Annotated in this window: 13 protein-coding genes, 1 tRNA gene and 1 pseudogene; 8 read left to right on the top strand and 7 right to left on the bottom strand. The window is 58.2% G+C overall.

Going from position 1 to position 14256, the window contains the following annotated elements:
* Nucleotides 1–16 precede the first annotated feature (16 nt).
* Entirely contained in the window at nucleotides 17–976 is a 960-nt protein-coding gene (locus tag BM174_RS14105) for an L-malyl-CoA/beta-methylmalyl-CoA lyase (RefSeq protein WP_093924499.1), read from the top strand.
* An 86-nt stretch (nucleotides 977–1062) separates the two neighbouring features.
* On the opposite strand, the gene BM174_RS21105 is transcribed toward BM174_RS14105, so the two are convergent.
* Nucleotides 1063–1206 (bottom strand): hypothetical protein, encoded by a 144-nt coding sequence (locus BM174_RS21105; RefSeq protein ID WP_177209493.1) that lies wholly within the window; start codon nucleotides 1204–1206, stop codon nucleotides 1063–1065.
* Nucleotides 1207–1520: 314 nt separating this feature from the next.
* Here BM174_RS21105 and BM174_RS14100 point away from each other — a divergent pair, with 314 nt between their 5' ends.
* The gene (locus tag BM174_RS14100; RefSeq protein WP_093924498.1) at nucleotides 1521–2483 is read left to right on the top strand and encodes an acetyl-CoA carboxylase carboxyltransferase subunit alpha; all 963 of its coding nucleotides are present in this window, start codon (nucleotides 1521–1523) and stop codon (nucleotides 2481–2483) included.
* A 73-nt stretch (nucleotides 2484–2556) separates the two neighbouring features.
* Here BM174_RS14100 and BM174_RS14095 read toward each other — a convergent pair whose 3' ends face one another.
* Nucleotides 2557–3207 carry a GntR family transcriptional regulator gene (locus BM174_RS14095; protein WP_093924497.1) on the bottom strand — a complete coding sequence of 217 codons (651 nt, stop codon included), beginning with the start codon at nucleotides 3205–3207 and terminating at the stop codon, nucleotides 2557–2559.
* 210 nt (nucleotides 3208–3417) lie between these two features.
* Between BM174_RS14095 and BM174_RS14090 the strand changes: the two genes are divergently transcribed.
* On the top strand, nucleotides 3418–3969 hold the full coding sequence (locus tag BM174_RS14090) for a CHAP domain-containing protein (protein WP_093924496.1): 552 nt from the start codon (nucleotides 3418–3420) through the stop codon (nucleotides 3967–3969).
* Nucleotides 3970–4010: 41 nt separating this feature from the next.
* Here the strand turns inward: BM174_RS14090 and BM174_RS14085 are convergent, their stop codons facing one another.
* Nucleotides 4011–4700, bottom strand: a complete 690-nt coding sequence (locus BM174_RS14085) for a M48 family metallopeptidase (RefSeq protein ID WP_093924495.1) — start codon at nucleotides 4698–4700, stop codon at nucleotides 4011–4013.
* Between the two features lie 111 nt (nucleotides 4701–4811).
* Between BM174_RS14085 and BM174_RS14080 the strand changes: the two genes are divergently transcribed.
* Complete coding sequence (locus BM174_RS14080) at nucleotides 4812–5135, top strand: TIGR02300 family protein (RefSeq protein ID WP_093924494.1); 324 nt, start codon at nucleotides 4812–4814, stop codon at nucleotides 5133–5135.
* A 116-nt stretch (nucleotides 5136–5251) separates the two neighbouring features.
* Nucleotides 5252–5327: transfer RNA gene (locus BM174_RS14075), tRNA-Ala, on the top strand.
* Nucleotides 5328–5784: 457 nt separating this feature from the next.
* Here BM174_RS14075 and BM174_RS14070 read toward each other — a convergent pair.
* Nucleotides 5785–6753 carry a hypothetical protein gene (locus BM174_RS14070; RefSeq protein ID WP_093924493.1) on the bottom strand — a complete coding sequence of 323 codons (969 nt, stop codon included), beginning with the start codon at nucleotides 6751–6753 and terminating at the stop codon, nucleotides 5785–5787.
* Between the two features lie 688 nt (nucleotides 6754–7441).
* Between BM174_RS14070 and BM174_RS20835 the strand changes: the two genes are divergently transcribed.
* Both BM174_RS20835 and BM174_RS14055 read left to right on the top strand, forming a co-directional pair.
* Nucleotides 7442–7993 (top strand): hypothetical protein, encoded by a 552-nt coding sequence (locus tag BM174_RS20835; RefSeq protein WP_143092460.1) that lies wholly within the window; start codon nucleotides 7442–7444, stop codon nucleotides 7991–7993.
* A gap of 280 nt (nucleotides 7994–8273) precedes the next feature.
* Nucleotides 8274–9383: a sugar-transfer associated ATP-grasp domain-containing protein gene (locus BM174_RS14055; RefSeq protein WP_093924490.1), complete on the top strand. Its 1110-nt coding sequence runs from the start codon at nucleotides 8274–8276 to the stop codon at nucleotides 9381–9383.
* Nucleotides 9384–9556: 173 nt separating this feature from the next.
* Here the strand turns inward: BM174_RS14055 and BM174_RS14050 are convergent.
* Together BM174_RS14050 and BM174_RS14045 are read right to left on the bottom strand one after the other, a co-directional pair.
* Nucleotides 9557–10140: pseudogene (locus tag BM174_RS14050) on the bottom strand (transposase); the annotation flags it as partial.
* Between the two features lie 275 nt (nucleotides 10141–10415).
* Nucleotides 10416–10829: a c-type cytochrome gene (locus BM174_RS14045; protein WP_245766379.1), complete on the bottom strand. Its 414-nt coding sequence runs from the start codon at nucleotides 10827–10829 to the stop codon at nucleotides 10416–10418.
* Between the two features lie 139 nt (nucleotides 10830–10968).
* Between BM174_RS14045 and mnmH the strand changes: the two genes are divergently transcribed.
* Nucleotides 10969–12015 (top strand): tRNA 2-selenouridine(34) synthase MnmH, encoded by a 1047-nt coding sequence (gene mnmH, locus BM174_RS14040; RefSeq protein ID WP_093924489.1) that lies wholly within the window; start codon nucleotides 10969–10971, stop codon nucleotides 12013–12015.
* On the opposite strand, the gene selD is transcribed toward mnmH, so the two are convergent.
* Nucleotides 12008–14221, bottom strand: a complete 2214-nt coding sequence (selD, locus tag BM174_RS14035; protein WP_245766378.1) for a selenide, water dikinase SelD — start codon at nucleotides 14219–14221, stop codon at nucleotides 12008–12010. The genes mnmH and selD overlap by 8 nt on opposite strands.
* Nucleotides 14222–14256: the final 35 nt, after the last annotated feature.

Raw genomic sequence — 14256 nt, 5'->3', positions numbered from 1 at the left:
ATTACCCGGAGACGTTATGAGCTTTCGCATTCAACCCACGCCCATTGCCCGCCCCAACCGCTGCCAACTGTTCGGACCTGGATCGCGGCCAGCGCTTTTTGAAAAGATGGCGGCGAGTGCGGCGGATGTCGTTAATCTGGACCTCGAAGATAGCGTGGCCCCCAGCGACAAAGACACAGCGCGCGCCAATGTCATCGCGGCAATCTCGGATGTAGATTGGGGCACCAAGACCCTATCAGTGCGGATTAACGGGCTTGATACGCCTTGGTGGTATCGGGATGTTGTTGATTTGCTGGAGCAGGCAGGCGATCGGCTTGATCAGATCATGATCCCCAAGGTCGGCTGCGCAGCAGATGTTTATGCGGTCGATGCGCTCGTCACAGCAGTCGAAGCCGCCAAAGGCCGGACCAAAAAGATCAGTTTTGAAGTCATCATCGAATCGGCGGCGGGTATTGCTCATGTCGAAGAGATTGCGGCCTCCAGCCCGCGCTTGCAGGCGATGAGCCTTGGTGCAGCAGATTTCGCAGCATCAATGGGGATGCAGACCACCGGCATCGGCGGCACGCAGGAAGATTACTATATGTACCGCGATGGCCAAAAGCATTGGTCTGACCCTTGGCACTGGGCGCAGGCGGCGATTGTCGCGGCGTGTCGCACCCACGGAGTGCTACCAGTCGATGGCCCCTTTGGCGACTTCTCCGATGACGAAGGTTTCCGGGCGCAGGCACGCCGTTCGGCAACTTTGGGCATGGTCGGTAAATGGGCGATCCACCCCAAGCAGATTGGCTTGGCAAACGAGGTGTTCACCCCTTCGGACGCAGCAGTGGCCGAAGCCCGCGAGATTTTAGCAGCCATGGCCGCAGCCAAGGAGAGCGGCGAAGGCGCCACCGTTTACAAAGGGCGGTTGGTTGATATCGCCAGCATTAAACAGGCCGAGGTGATTGTGCGGCAATCAGAGATGATCAGCGGCAGCTAGGTCGGATTTGGCGCGTTTGCAAAAGGCGGGGGGCAATGCCCCCCTTACCTCCGGGATATTTGAGGTCAAAAAGTAGCTGCAGAGATTCAGGCCGTTTTAGCGGGGCTTGGTGTCGCCTCTACGGGGTGCATCGCAGGCGTTTTCTGACTGACATTTAGCTGTGCATCAAAGATGATCAGAGCGACCATCGCGCCCAGGACACCAGCCATCGTATAATTCAGTAGCGCCATATTGGTTGCCCCTTCTGGACACGAAATTGCCATTGTTCTCTTCCCTTCCTGGCGCAACCCAAGGGCGAAACGCAAGTTTTCCGGTGGAAACAATGTGTTTCCGCTAGGGTTCGCGCCGCAATTACGCCTCATTCTCGACACTGTTTTCTCTTGAGAAACAAAACGACAAAAGTGATTGCGAAAATCGCCCTGCACCGCGCGCTAATCCGCTTGCGCTCTGCACAGGGGGTTTGCAGGCTGTCTGCGGGTGGTCGGATGCGTTGCAAAGCAGGCAAATGAGCGCCATATAGGCCCCACGTCAGCCGGAGCATGTCATGACCCAGTACCTTGAATTTGAAAAACCCTTGGCCGAAATTGAAGGCAAGGCAGAAGAGCTGCGCGCCATGGCGCGGGCCAATGACGAGATGGATGTGACAACGGAGGCCAAGGCGCTGGATGCCAAAGCGGCCTCCATGCTCGACGAGCTTTATAAAAATCTGACCCCTTGGCGCAAATGTCAGGTAGCCCGGCACGCCGAGCGCCCGCACTGCAAAGATTACATCGAGGCACTGTTTCAGGAATATACGCCGCTGGCGGGCGACCGGAACTTTGCCGACGATTTGGCCGTCATGGGTGGCTTGGCGCGGTTCAACGACCAGCCGGTAATGGTGATCGGCCATGAGAAGGGCAATGACACCAAATCGCGTATTGAGCGTAATTTTGGCATGGCGCGGCCCGAGGGCTACCGCAAAGCCGTGCGTTTGATGGAACTGGCGGGCAAATTCAATTTGCCGGTGATAACGCTGGTCGACACTCCCGGCGCCTACCCGGGCAAGGGGGCGGAAGAGCGCGGACAGTCCGAGGCGATTGCCCGTTCCACCGAAAAGTGCCTCCAGATCGGGGTGCCGCTGATCAGTGTGATTATTGGCGAAGGCGGCTCGGGCGGCGCGGTGGCCTTTGCCACAGCAAACCGTGTCGCGATGCTGGAACATGCTGTCTATTCGGTGATCACACCGGAGGGCTGCGCGTCGATCCTGTGGAAAGACAGTGAGAAAATGCGCGAAGCGGCCGAGGCAATGCGCCTGACGGCGGACGATCTGTTCAAGCTAGGTGTGACCGACCGGATTATTCCGGAGCCCAAGGGCGGGGCGCACCGCAACGCGGCGCAGGCGATTGCGTCGGTAGGCGAGGCGATCGCGGCGATGTTGAAAGAACTTGATGGCAAGAACGCTGCTGCTTTGGTGGCGGACCGTCGCCAGAAGTATCTTGATATCGGCGGTAAAGGTTTGGCGGCCTGATCGCTCCGCTAGGTCAGATCGGGGGCTTTGCTCCAGACCCCCAAATTATAGTCAAAATAAGTGCTGGACGCGGCTAGCCGACCAGCATGCGTAGACCTTGGGTGACATCCGAGCGGACGGCGAGGCGCAGGCCGGGTTCGTCTCCGGCGCGCAGGGCTGCGATGATCAAGCGGTGAAATTGCGGGGCTTCGGTGCGGCGCAGACGTCCATAGAGCGCCCGCATGGTCGGCCCCATTTGCAGCCAGACTGTTTCGGCCATTGCGAGCATCGCTGGTGCTTGCGCCCGCAGGTAGAGCGTTCTGTGGAACTCCAGATTTGTGCGGATATAGGCCACAGCATCGCGCTGTGCGACCGCCTCCCCGACCGAAGCATTGATGGATTGCAGCCGCTCGATCAGGGCGAGGTGCGCGCGCGGCAGGGCGCGGCTGGCCAGTTCCACCTCGATCAAGGCCCGTAGCGCCGCCAGTTCCTCAATGCGGTCGTTGCTGAGTGCGGGGGTGGAAATGCGCCCCGAGGTCGACATTGTCAGCGCCCCTTCGGCGGCCAGACGGCGCACCGCTTCGCGCGCAGGTGTCATCGAGACGCCGTATTCGGTGCCGATGCCGCGTAGGGTAAGCGGGTGTCCGGGCGGCAGATCACCATGCATGATTCGAGTGCGCAGACGGCGATAAACGCGGTCATGCGCCAGCATGGTGGCGTCGCTAGGGCGGGGCGAAAGGTTCATGTGGGGTTTGTGATCACAAGCGGGCTGCGCGTCAAGTTCATATGTAACAAGGGCATTTCACCCCTTCAGCGGTTCCCGAAATTATATGCAAGTGGCAAGATTTCGCCCACGGCTCGATGAGGCGCTTTGTTTTGAAGCGGGAATCGGCGATGTCTTTTGCGGGACTTGGCGTGGCAGCGCCGCTAAATATCAACAGCTTTTGAGGCACATATGAGCGTGAAACACGCCGCGGGCACTTTTTTTCGCATACCATTTCTTCTGGCCGCGCTTTTGCTGGTCTCAGCCTGTGCGCGCACCGTGCCGGAGATGGAACTGCAGACACTGTCATCGGTCGAGCTTGATCCGTCGCGCCAGCAGATGGCGTTGCGTGAGGTCAGAACGCTCCAAGCCAAGGGCCAGCGCGTTTGGTGTGTGCCTTTCGCCCGCAACGTGAGTGGCGTCGAAATCCGCGGCAATGCCGAAACATGGTGGGGCAAGGCCAAAGGCATCTATGACCGCGGGACCGAGCCTGTGGTGGGCGCTGTGATGGCGTTTAGTGCAACAGGGTCCATGCCGATGGGCCATGTCGCCGTGGTTTCCGAAGTCGTCTCCGACCGCGAGATCCGCGTCGACCACGCCAATTGGGAGCGCAACAAGGTTTCGCTCAAAATGGCGGTAGTCGATGTTTCTAAACAAGGTGATTGGTCTGCGGTACGGGTGGAAAGCCGCCCCGAGACTTTCGGTAGCGTATATCCGATCAACGGGTTTATCTATCCGCAGTAAGCGGGTCGGCTTGGGGCAACGCCCTTAGAGCACCAGTAGAATCAGTCAAAACGGTAGCGATGCAAGTCGCTGCCGTTTTTCTTTAGCCAAAGACGTGGCTGTCTATAGTCGCCGTAGATGCGCTCCACTTCGTTCCAGAACGCGGCGGAGTGGTTCATCTGGGCCAGATGCGCGACCTCATGGGCGGCGACATAATCCAGCACTTCAGGTGGCGTCATGATCAACCGCCAGGAAAACATCAGCCCGCCATCACTGGTGCAGGAGCCCCATCGCGACCGCGTGTCGCGCAGGGTCAGCCGAGCGTAGGAGCGACCCAGACGCGCCGCATAATCGTCGCAGGCGCCGGCGAGTCGGTCGCGGGCGACTTCGCGCAGATAGGCGCCTAGACGCGCGGGCACGCGGTCCGCAGGGCCTGGCACGCTGATGCTGTCCTCTCCGATTATGACCCGCCTGCCCGCGCCTTGCACGATCCTAAGCATCTGCCCGCCCAACGGGAATTCCGCACCGAGATGCATTGCCACATCCGCGCCGCGCGCCTCAAGATGCTGGCGAATCCAATCCTCTTTACTGCGCGCAAAGGCCATCGCTTCGCCCTCGGCGAGCTTGCTTGGCATGGTCAGAGTCACGCGCCCGTCGAGTTGGGAAATCCGCAACGAGATGCGCCGAGCGCGTGCAGAACGCCGCAACAAAAGCGGTATTGGCGGATTTCCGTGCAAGACAGGGTCGGTCATCTGGGGGCTCACGCAGTGCTGGGGTGGCTAAAAGCTTTGACAGTGCCTACCTCATATGGCACTTGCCCTGAATCATCTATACGCAACAGCAATTTCAAGAAGGGGTGTTTCATGCCCAATGAAGACTGGGGAACCAAGCGCCTGTGCCCCACTACGGGCAAGCGCTTCTACGACCTCAACAAGAACCCGATCGTTAGCCCTTATACCGGCGAGACGCTGGAGCTCGACAGCTCCAAGTCGCGGATGATTGCCGCTGACGCCGAGGACGCGGTAACAGCCAAGGCCAAAAAGGCCGAGGTGGAGGATGACGAGATCCTTGATGATGACGATGTCGATGTGGATCTCGACGACGACATTCTGGACGACGACGACGATGACGATGATACTGTTCCGTTGGACGATATCGCAGACGTCACAACCAACGACGACGATTGATCGACAGGGGCGGGATCGTTTTCCAAACAATCACAGCGGAATGGATTTTTCCGCTTGATCCCGCCCCCGCTTGCGCATAACTACGCGCCACCACAACAGGTCAACTGATCTGGAATGGGGCATTAGCTCAGCTGGGAGAGCGCCTGCATGGCATGCAGGAGGTCAGCGGTTCGATCCCGCTATGCTCCACCATTTTCTTTCTTCCCAGCATCTTAGAAAAGCATTGTAACGGTGTGCCGCACGCGTGAGGCACAAAAATGCATCTTGATGCGTACCTATACCGTTCGCGGCACAGCATCATCTCCTTCCGCTGGCCCTTTTCCAAAGCCCCAAATAGCCCAGAACGGGCTTCCATTTACCTCTCGTTAGGAACACGGTGCCCTTAGGGTACTTTGGGGGAAACAAGAACGAGACCGTCCATTGATACCCCATCACAAAAATTCGCCGCAAAAATAGTGCCGTACAAAGTAGACCGATATTGGCAGAGGAGCCGTTGCCGGTGACCCAGCGCCATGCAGTGCAGTGGTCTGGTGATCGGCGACTTGCCCGAAGAGTGCTGACTCAAGGGTGTCAGCACGCCTTATTCTTCGGACAGGCCGAAGGCTGATAATCAGGGTTAGGGGCGGCGTAAACCGCCCCTTGATGCGTTCTAGATAAAATCGAAAACATCCACCACGATGTGGTTCGACGCAATTAGATCGCCCCCCGCATTGTAGGCTTCCAGCACGATATCGAACTCGCCCTCAGGGAAGCCGTCTCCCGTATAGGATTGCATGCCGGGCGTGTCAGGATCGGCATCAATGTAATTGTTAATAAAGCCAAAAGCGAAGTTCTCAGAATTTTGCGCGACATTGGTGTTGCCACCGTCGTCGCCGATGACAGGGGTATTGTCTTCATCAACCCAGTACATGCCGGTGGCATTGGGAATGGCAAAGCCAGGGTCGACCATGGTGAAGGTGCGGTAATCGACACCTTCCGTCACATCCACGTCGATCTTAAGCATAAATGTGAAATCGCCAAGATCGGTGGTTTCGCCGTTCAAACCGGTAATGGCGGAGTATTGGAAACTCCAAGCGGCCCGGCCTGCATTATCGTCAGAGGAACCGTTCACCGTTGACTGGCTACCGTCATTGACTAGGAAGTGCACCGTGCCGTCGGGATCGACCGAGACCGGATCGACCGAGGGACCTTGCCGATAGATGATGCTAAGTCCGAGTTCCAGCCCGTCGGCCTCGCTGCGGACGACGACAAAATCACTGGCGGGGATACCGGAGCCAACTAGGAGGTTGCCACCGGTGGTTTGACCGGAAAGATCGATAGAGGTGTCCGGGCTCATGACAGTGCCAAGGCTTGTGTTGAAGACCATGTCGTCGGCGGTCCCGACGGTGTCGCCGTCGAAGACCACACTTTCAATTTTCTTCAGCTTGTAGATGCCACCATCGTCGTCGGTCAGAGTGAACTTCTTGCCTTTCTGCTCGATTGTGTAGTCCCCGATCTCGCCGGGTAGTATCACCGCGTCGAAACCCTTCTTGCCATCCACTTTGACGTCCGGGATATCGATATCGAAGATATTATTGTCGTTGTCACCTTTGAACTTTTTAAGCTTGGGTTTGCCCATGATAAAAATCCTTCTATTAGAAACGGACAATCGCAGGTAATTCAATTAGCGTAGGAGCGAATCGCGCCGGAGTCTTCTAAATTCGGAGGGCAGCCCGTGGCCAAGCTGATCAACATACCCAACCTGCGTCCTTGCAAACCATGCCAAGTGTAACGCCAGGGTGTCACACAAGAATAAACGCACAACAGTTTTCTACGTCTTCTTAATAGCTTAAAATTGTGGTGGAGTTCACGCTATGAGGCTCAAAACGGCATCTTGATGCGTACTTATTCCGTTTGGGGCACATCCCCTTCTACTTTCGCTGGCCCCTTTCCAAAGCCCCACGCAGCCCGATTCGTGCTTTCATTCGCCCGTCGTCAGGAACACGGTATACAAATTCGCAGGCCAACTGGCACGTCACCTTACATCATGTGGTGCTGCCCCAGCGGTACAGCATGGTTCTGTCGGAGTTGCGTCAGGACGAACTCAGAGCCTTGATCCACCAAGTTTTCAAAAAAACGCTGTCGATGCGGATAGACCAGATCAACGATGATGGCCCGATGTCCGATCTGGAGCTTGCAGCTGAGCGTTACCGGTTACACCATAAAAGACGTTAGCCTCGAAGATAGACGTATTGGCAGGCCACCGGACTTTATCGCGTCTTCAACAATAACACCTTCGGACACGGCGGTAGATATTATGGCGGCTGGTGGCAGCTCGAGAACAAACACCAAGAAAGTACACCACCATAAATGGCCTACCGACAGTTGAAGCAGACTTCACGGGCTTACACGCGGCCATACTTTCTTCAGGGCGAGGGCTGACCAACCCTGACGACCCATACGCCTTGGTTACCGGGGTACATGGAAACAAAACGCTGCGAGGCCACACAAAGAATACGTTTATTGCGTTGCTGAACGCTAAATCGATGCGACACAATGAGCCGAGTGACTTCCACTGTGCCAAGCATGGCATGACCGCAGAGAAGTTCCGGCAAACGGTGATCGACGCCTATTCAATGCTGCCGGGAGCCCTTGATTCGGAAGCCGGTTGGGTATTGCAGCGCAAAGACAGCGAGATGGCAGAGCGCATCATGCTGCATTTTGTGGAGCAGGGAGTGCCAGCCCTACCAATACACGACCGCTTCATAATACAGCTGGACCGTATTGTAGAACTCCAAGACGTTACGAAAGCCACATTCAAAGAACAGTTCGGACAGTTCCCTACGGTAGCAATCAAGACCTTATGGAAGCAGATTTAGAGGGTACTGTAAGAAGGGATCTCCCCTACCGGGTCACTTAAGGATTGTCTGCCCTCGCGCTATCACGCCAATACCTCCGCTGCCCCCTCCATCGCCCAGACATAGCGCCGTTATCAAAGGCCTCAGCCCGCTTGGCTCGACATAGGGCGAAGCAGATAATGGTTGTCGATTCAAGGAGCCTCGCATGCCACAATCAGGCCAAACTGTTTACATAATTTTCTGATTGGCTCAGTTTAATTTAATTTCTATCAATCAATACTATCAGAGGCATGAGGGAAATATGAACGCACAGGCAAAAGATATTGGCATGATCGGCACCAAGCAGCAAATCGAGGTCGCTCCGGCTCTCGTCAAAGCTGCTCGCCGGTGTGGGAAAAACCCGGTAGCTATTTGGTTTGACTACCGAAAGCTAAAACGTGGCCAGGGTAAGCTTCAATTCTACGAATACATGCTATATGAACTCTATGACAGAAATCGCTGGAGCGACGATGAGCGCAACCGGTTTGTTTCCGCACACATCCACTGGCCGATCTCCAATGCCTGCAATGACACAAGCTGGTGGGCAGTCACTGAAGACAAATGGTTGTCCTCAAGCTTTTTGAGCCATCACGATCTGCCCGTTCCTACAATCGCCGCTGTTTTCGACCAAGGGCCGCGTAGCTTTCCTGATGTGCCGAAGTTGGAAACGGCGGAAGAGCTCAAGTCTTTCTTTGACGCAGGACCAGCTTTTCCACTTTTCGCCAAGCCGTTGAGGGGCATGTGGAGCGCTGGGGCCTTCCGCATCATTGGCTGTACCGAATCTCATATTTTGATTGACGGTCAGGACCCGGTCACCTTCGTGGAATTGGCGGAAACGATCTTTAGTGACCAGAGTTACCTTATTCAAAAGTGCCTAACCCCGCACAGTTTTTTTGATGGCCTCACAGATGCAATTGGTACTGTGCGATCGCTAAACCTGATTGGAAAGGACGGGTTGAATGTACCTTTCACGGCGCTGAAGCTTCCAATGCAGAGCAACGTGGCTGATAATTTCTGGCGGCCTGGCAACCTACTGTGTCAGCTGGACCCTGAGACCGGAACGGTCTTGACGATTGTAGACACGCAGGACGGAACCCGTATTGAATTCGACAGCCTGCCAAATTCCGCACGCAAGCTGATTGGTGAGCAACTGCCCATGTGGTCGGAATTGAGGGAGCTGAACAAAAAGGTTGCGCTTCTGCATGGGGCGAACAGGTATGGCTCAACCGATATTGCGTTGACCGAGGATGGACCCGTTGTCGTTGAGGTAAACAACAGTTGTGCCTTTGAGTTAATGCAGATGGCCACAGGAAAAGGATTGCTGAGCGACGAGATGCTTGCCTTTTTCCGCGGGTGCGGCGCTCAGATATAATGCGCGTGACGACGAACATCGAAACCATCGGCTTGCCAGATCCCAGAATTACTCCGCGCTGGCTCAAGCAGGCAGCTATCTGGAGCGAAACTACGAATGCTGTCCGTCGTCATATAAAGTTGGACATCAGAGCGGCTTGAGCATTGGAGGGTCTGGATCGTTTGACTGATTGATTATGCTGCTTGTTTTTGATGTTGCAAGCGGCGTTGCTGGATTGTCCGTTTCTTGATCCTTTCCCTTTCTTTGAGAATTGCTTTATCGCGTCCAAAGTAAACGTCTGCGGGTGTGACGTTGTTCAGGCTCTCGTGGTAACGCTGATTGTTGTACTACTCGACGAATGCGCCGATCTGGCGCTCAAGGTCGCCGGGCAGATAGTCGTTTTCCGACAGAACGCGGTTTTTCATGGTCTGGTGCCAGCGTTCTATTTTGCCCCGCGTTTGCGGGTGGAATGGCGCGCCGCGGACATGCTCCATGCTTTGCCCCTCAAGCCACTCCGCCAGATCACCTGAGATGTAACAAGACTCGTTGTCGCTGAGCAGGCGTGGCTTGTGACGCACGGTGGCTGGGTCGCACCCCGATGCCATCAGCGCCAGTTCGATCGTGTCTGTTACGTCTTCAGCTCGCATGCTTCCCTCTCGTGCATTGCTGCGAAATACTCTGTCGGGCTGCGGTTGCAAAGCTTCCAAGCGATAATGTAGCGGCTGTAATCATCCAGGATCGTGCTGAGATAATACCAACCCCACCCGATGAACTTGAAGGTTATCCTTGCAGCCTTGCCAAGTGTGACACTGAGGTGTGACGTACCAACAGCCGCACATCAGTTTGCTAAGCCTTATCAATAGTTTAAAAATTTGGTGGAGTTCCCGCTATGCTCCCCCATTTTCTTTGTTCCCGGCATTAGATTTACGCAGCCGCGCCCTGAGAGCCGGCAGGCGCTCGCTACTTGCCGCTTGTCGGTGAACGCCAAGTTGGAAGGTTCTCAGCCGTGTTTGTGCGACGAAGCCTGCTTTTCAGCCGGCATTGCCGAAACGACTACTCCTGAACGCTTTCAAGATAGGCCAGCAGCCCGGCCAGAACGCGCGGCGTCGGCGTCATGATGCCGTCAAACTGGACCGGCACCAAATCCTCTGCCATCGCGCCGCCAAACTGCGGCATAACCCGCGCGAGGTGGGCCTGCTCGGGGTCACCGTAGATATAGCTCAGCGCGCGGGCAGATGGGAAAGTGCCGCCATTGCGACGGCTCAGCACTGTCAGATCCGCAGGCGCAACGGGCAGCCCTGCCGCCAGCGGGCCATCGCCGCGCCCCTGCCCACCGTGGCAAGAGGTGCAATTATCTGCAAAAAACGCCGCCCCGTCCGTGCGATCAGGCATCGACGGCTCTGTGCAGGCGACGAGCCCCACGGTGCCAAGCCCCAAGACGAGACCACTCCAGATTGTTGCGCGCATGCCGATCCCTTTCGTTTATTTCCTCTACCCTAAGCGGCACGGCTAGTTTGATCCACCTCTATCGCCCCTGCGGCGCACCTCCCCTACCCACCGGCCTAAACACCCGCTACAAGGGCGACACGCTGGCCGAAGGTAGCTCATGACCCCTACTTCCCTGACCTCTTTGAATGATCTCGCGCAGCTTGGGGTGGACACCATCATCGACGTGCGTGCGCCAGCAGAATTTGCCGAAGACCATGTGCCGGGGGCGATCAATCTGCCAGTCCTATCAGACGCGCAGCGGGCCGAGGTCGGGACGATCTACAAACAGGTCGCGCCATTTGAGGCTCGCAAAATTGGCGGCGCTTTGGTTGCGCAGAACACGGCAATGCACTTGCAAGGGCCGCTGAAGGACAAGCAGGGCGATTGGCAGCCGCTGGTCTATTGCTGGCGCGGCGGGCAGCGTTCGGGGGCGTTTGCCACGATTCTCGATCAGGTCGGCTGGCGGGTGCGTTTGCTACAGGGCGGCTATCGCAGCTATCGGCGGCTGGTGGTGGGGCTGCTCTATGACACGCCGCTGCCCCACCGCTTGCGGGTGATCGAAGGCGGCACGGGTACTGCCAAAACCCGCCTGCTGCACCATCTGTCGGAATCCGGCGCACAGGTGCTCGACCTCGAAGGGTTGGCCCAGCATCGCGGATCGCTGTTTGGCGGCATGGCGGGAGAGCAACCCAGCCAGAAAATGTTCGAATCGCGGCTCGCTGCACAACTGGCCGCGCTCGACCCTGCCCGCCTGACGTGGGTGGAGGCTGAAAGTAGCAAGATCGGCGCGCGCATCCTGCCGCCCTCGCTGTGGACCTCGATGTGCGCGGCGCCTCGCGTTTCGGTGCAAGCTCCGCTGGAGGCCCGCGCGCAGTTTCTGTGCCGCGCCTATGACGAGTTGACCCGCAATGACGCTCAATTGACCGAACAGATCGGCCATCTGCGCCCCTATCACCCCGCTGGAAAGATCGCCGATTGGCACGCAATGGCACAGTCGGGCACCTACGCGACCTTGGCCAGCGCCTTGATCTCGGAACACTACGACCCGCGCTATGCCAAGTCCTTCGCCCGAATGGCCGAGGATGCCTCGGTTTTCGATTTGCCTGATCTTGACGAAGCTACCCTTGCGGCCACCGCCGCGCAGTGGAGCAAAGAGTTTACCTAAGCCGGATCGGCCCGTCTCCGGCTTCCAGAGCGCCGATGATATGACCCGAGCAGCCCGCCGCCTCTAGGGCCGTCAGGGCGCGCTCGGCGGCATCCCGAGGCAAGGCTGCCAGCAAGCCGCCTGCGGTTTGTGGATCATGCAACAGCGGGTCGCTCTGCCCCTCGACAGGCGCATCGGCCTGATTGGTGGGCAGCAGGATCGAGGCAATTCCTTGGTCGGAGAGGGCTCGTGCGCCGTCATAAATCGGAATCGCCGCATGATCGAGCACCGCACATAGCTTGGAGGCGCGGCACATCATCTGGATATGCCCGGCGAGGCCGAAACCTGTCACGTCGGTCATAGCATGGGCCTGTGCGAGAATATCCGCCTCGCGGTGTTGCGCGGTTTGCATTCGCTCCAATGTCGCAGCGACCACTCGGCCCGGTGCTAGACCCTGCATATGCGCTGCCATGATCACGCCCGCGCCAATGGGCCGCGTCAGCAGCAGCACGTCTCCCGCCTGTGCACCGGATTGAGTGATTGGCATGGTTGCGCGGGTGCCTGTGACGGTAAAGCCGATCGTCAACTCTGCGCCCATCGTCGTATGCCCGCCCACCAGCTGTGCGCCCGCTTGCCCGAACACATCCCGGGCGGCTGCCATGATCTCGGCCAAGGTGCGGGCCTGCAGTGTGGGTGACAGGCGCGGCAGAATCACCGTCGCCAGTGCCGTTTGCGGGGCCGCCCCCATCGACCAGACATCCCCCAAGGCATGCACCGCCGCGATGCGGGTCATCTGCACCGGATCGGGAATCAACGCGCGCAAATGGTCGGTACTGAGCACCTGAAAGCCGCCGCCGGGCTGACGCAGGATCGCCGCATCATCGCCCGCACCTGTGACCAGATCGCCCGTGGCTTCGGGCAATGCGCAAAGCGCCTCTGCCAACACACCGCCACCAACCTTGGCCCCGCAGCCTCCGCATAGCGGGCGGTCGCGCATGATCTCATGCACGCCTTCCGCAACCTCCGCCGGAATGGCTGCGGACTGCATCACCGGCAGATCGCCCAGCTTGTCCATGAAGGCGCGGTCGATACGGTCCTTCCAACGCCAGAGCACAGGCGCGGCGAGGGCAAAACCAAATTTCTCGGCCAAGGCGGATCTGCCGCCCAAGGAAATGAGTTTGAGGTAATGTTTCTGCGGTTTAAACGCCCGCCGCCGCCCACCCGAAAGCGCTGCACGCAGATTTTTATGCAACACCGGCGCGGCACGTACGGCAAATACGCCCGCCTTGGGGCGCGGGGCAAAACCCATATGGGCGCAATCCCCGACGGCAAAGAGATTCGGGTCGCCAATGACCCCCAGATCGGGGCCGACCTCGATAAACCCATCATTATGCGGCAGATCGGTCTGACGGATCCACTCATGGGCGAACGCCCCCGCCGCCCCGACACAGAGTGCGGCAGGAACCGCGGCCTGTCCATCAATCTGCACGCGCGTGGCCTCGATACCCGTCACTGTCGCATTGAGCCGCAAGGTGATACCGAGCCGCGCCATCTCGCGTAACAAGCGGGCGCGGGCACGCGGTCCGACGCCTGAAATTTCGGGCCCCTGCTCAATGACCGTCACCTGCGGGGCGCTGCCTGCGCTCTGTAAAGCGTGCGCCATCGCCATGGCCAACTCACAGCCCGCGACTCCGCCCCCGATCACTGCAACCTCAGGCGGCATCTCACCACGTGCGACCTGCTCCAGAAACCCCCGCCACCGCGCAGCATAGACATCCAGCGGTTTCGCGGCGACGGCATGTTCTGCAAAGCCTGCGAGGTCCATGCGCGCGGTAATGCCGATGTCGATGGAAGCGACGTCATAGCCGACAGGGCCGCGCCCCGTCACCGTGATTTGCCGTGCGGCGCGGTCAATGGCAGTGGCTTTACCGAGGATCAGCCGCGCCCCAGCGAAATGGCACAGCCGGACCAGATCAATCTCAAGATCGTCTCGCCCGTAATGGCCCGCCACATGACCGGGTAACATGCCGGTATAGGGGGCCGTCGGGCCGGGGTTAATGACCGTCAGCCGCGCGCCCGCCAGCGGCTTCATGCCCCAAGCTTTCAGCACCAGCGCATGGGCGTGGCCACCGCCGACCAAAACCAGATCGCGCGTCAGGGGTATGTCCGCCTGCATGAGTGTTCCGTCCTTCATCCGCCGCCGCGTGGCCTTGTGCCGTGCCCGCATATTGGCAGCGTTATGACAGGTTGTCAGGCGGTCTG

It is taken from the genome of Sulfitobacter brevis (assembly GCF_900112755.1).
Taxonomy (GTDB): Bacteria; Pseudomonadota; Alphaproteobacteria; order Rhodobacterales; family Rhodobacteraceae; genus Sulfitobacter; species Sulfitobacter brevis.
This window is presented reverse-complemented; position numbering and strand designations above follow the sequence as displayed.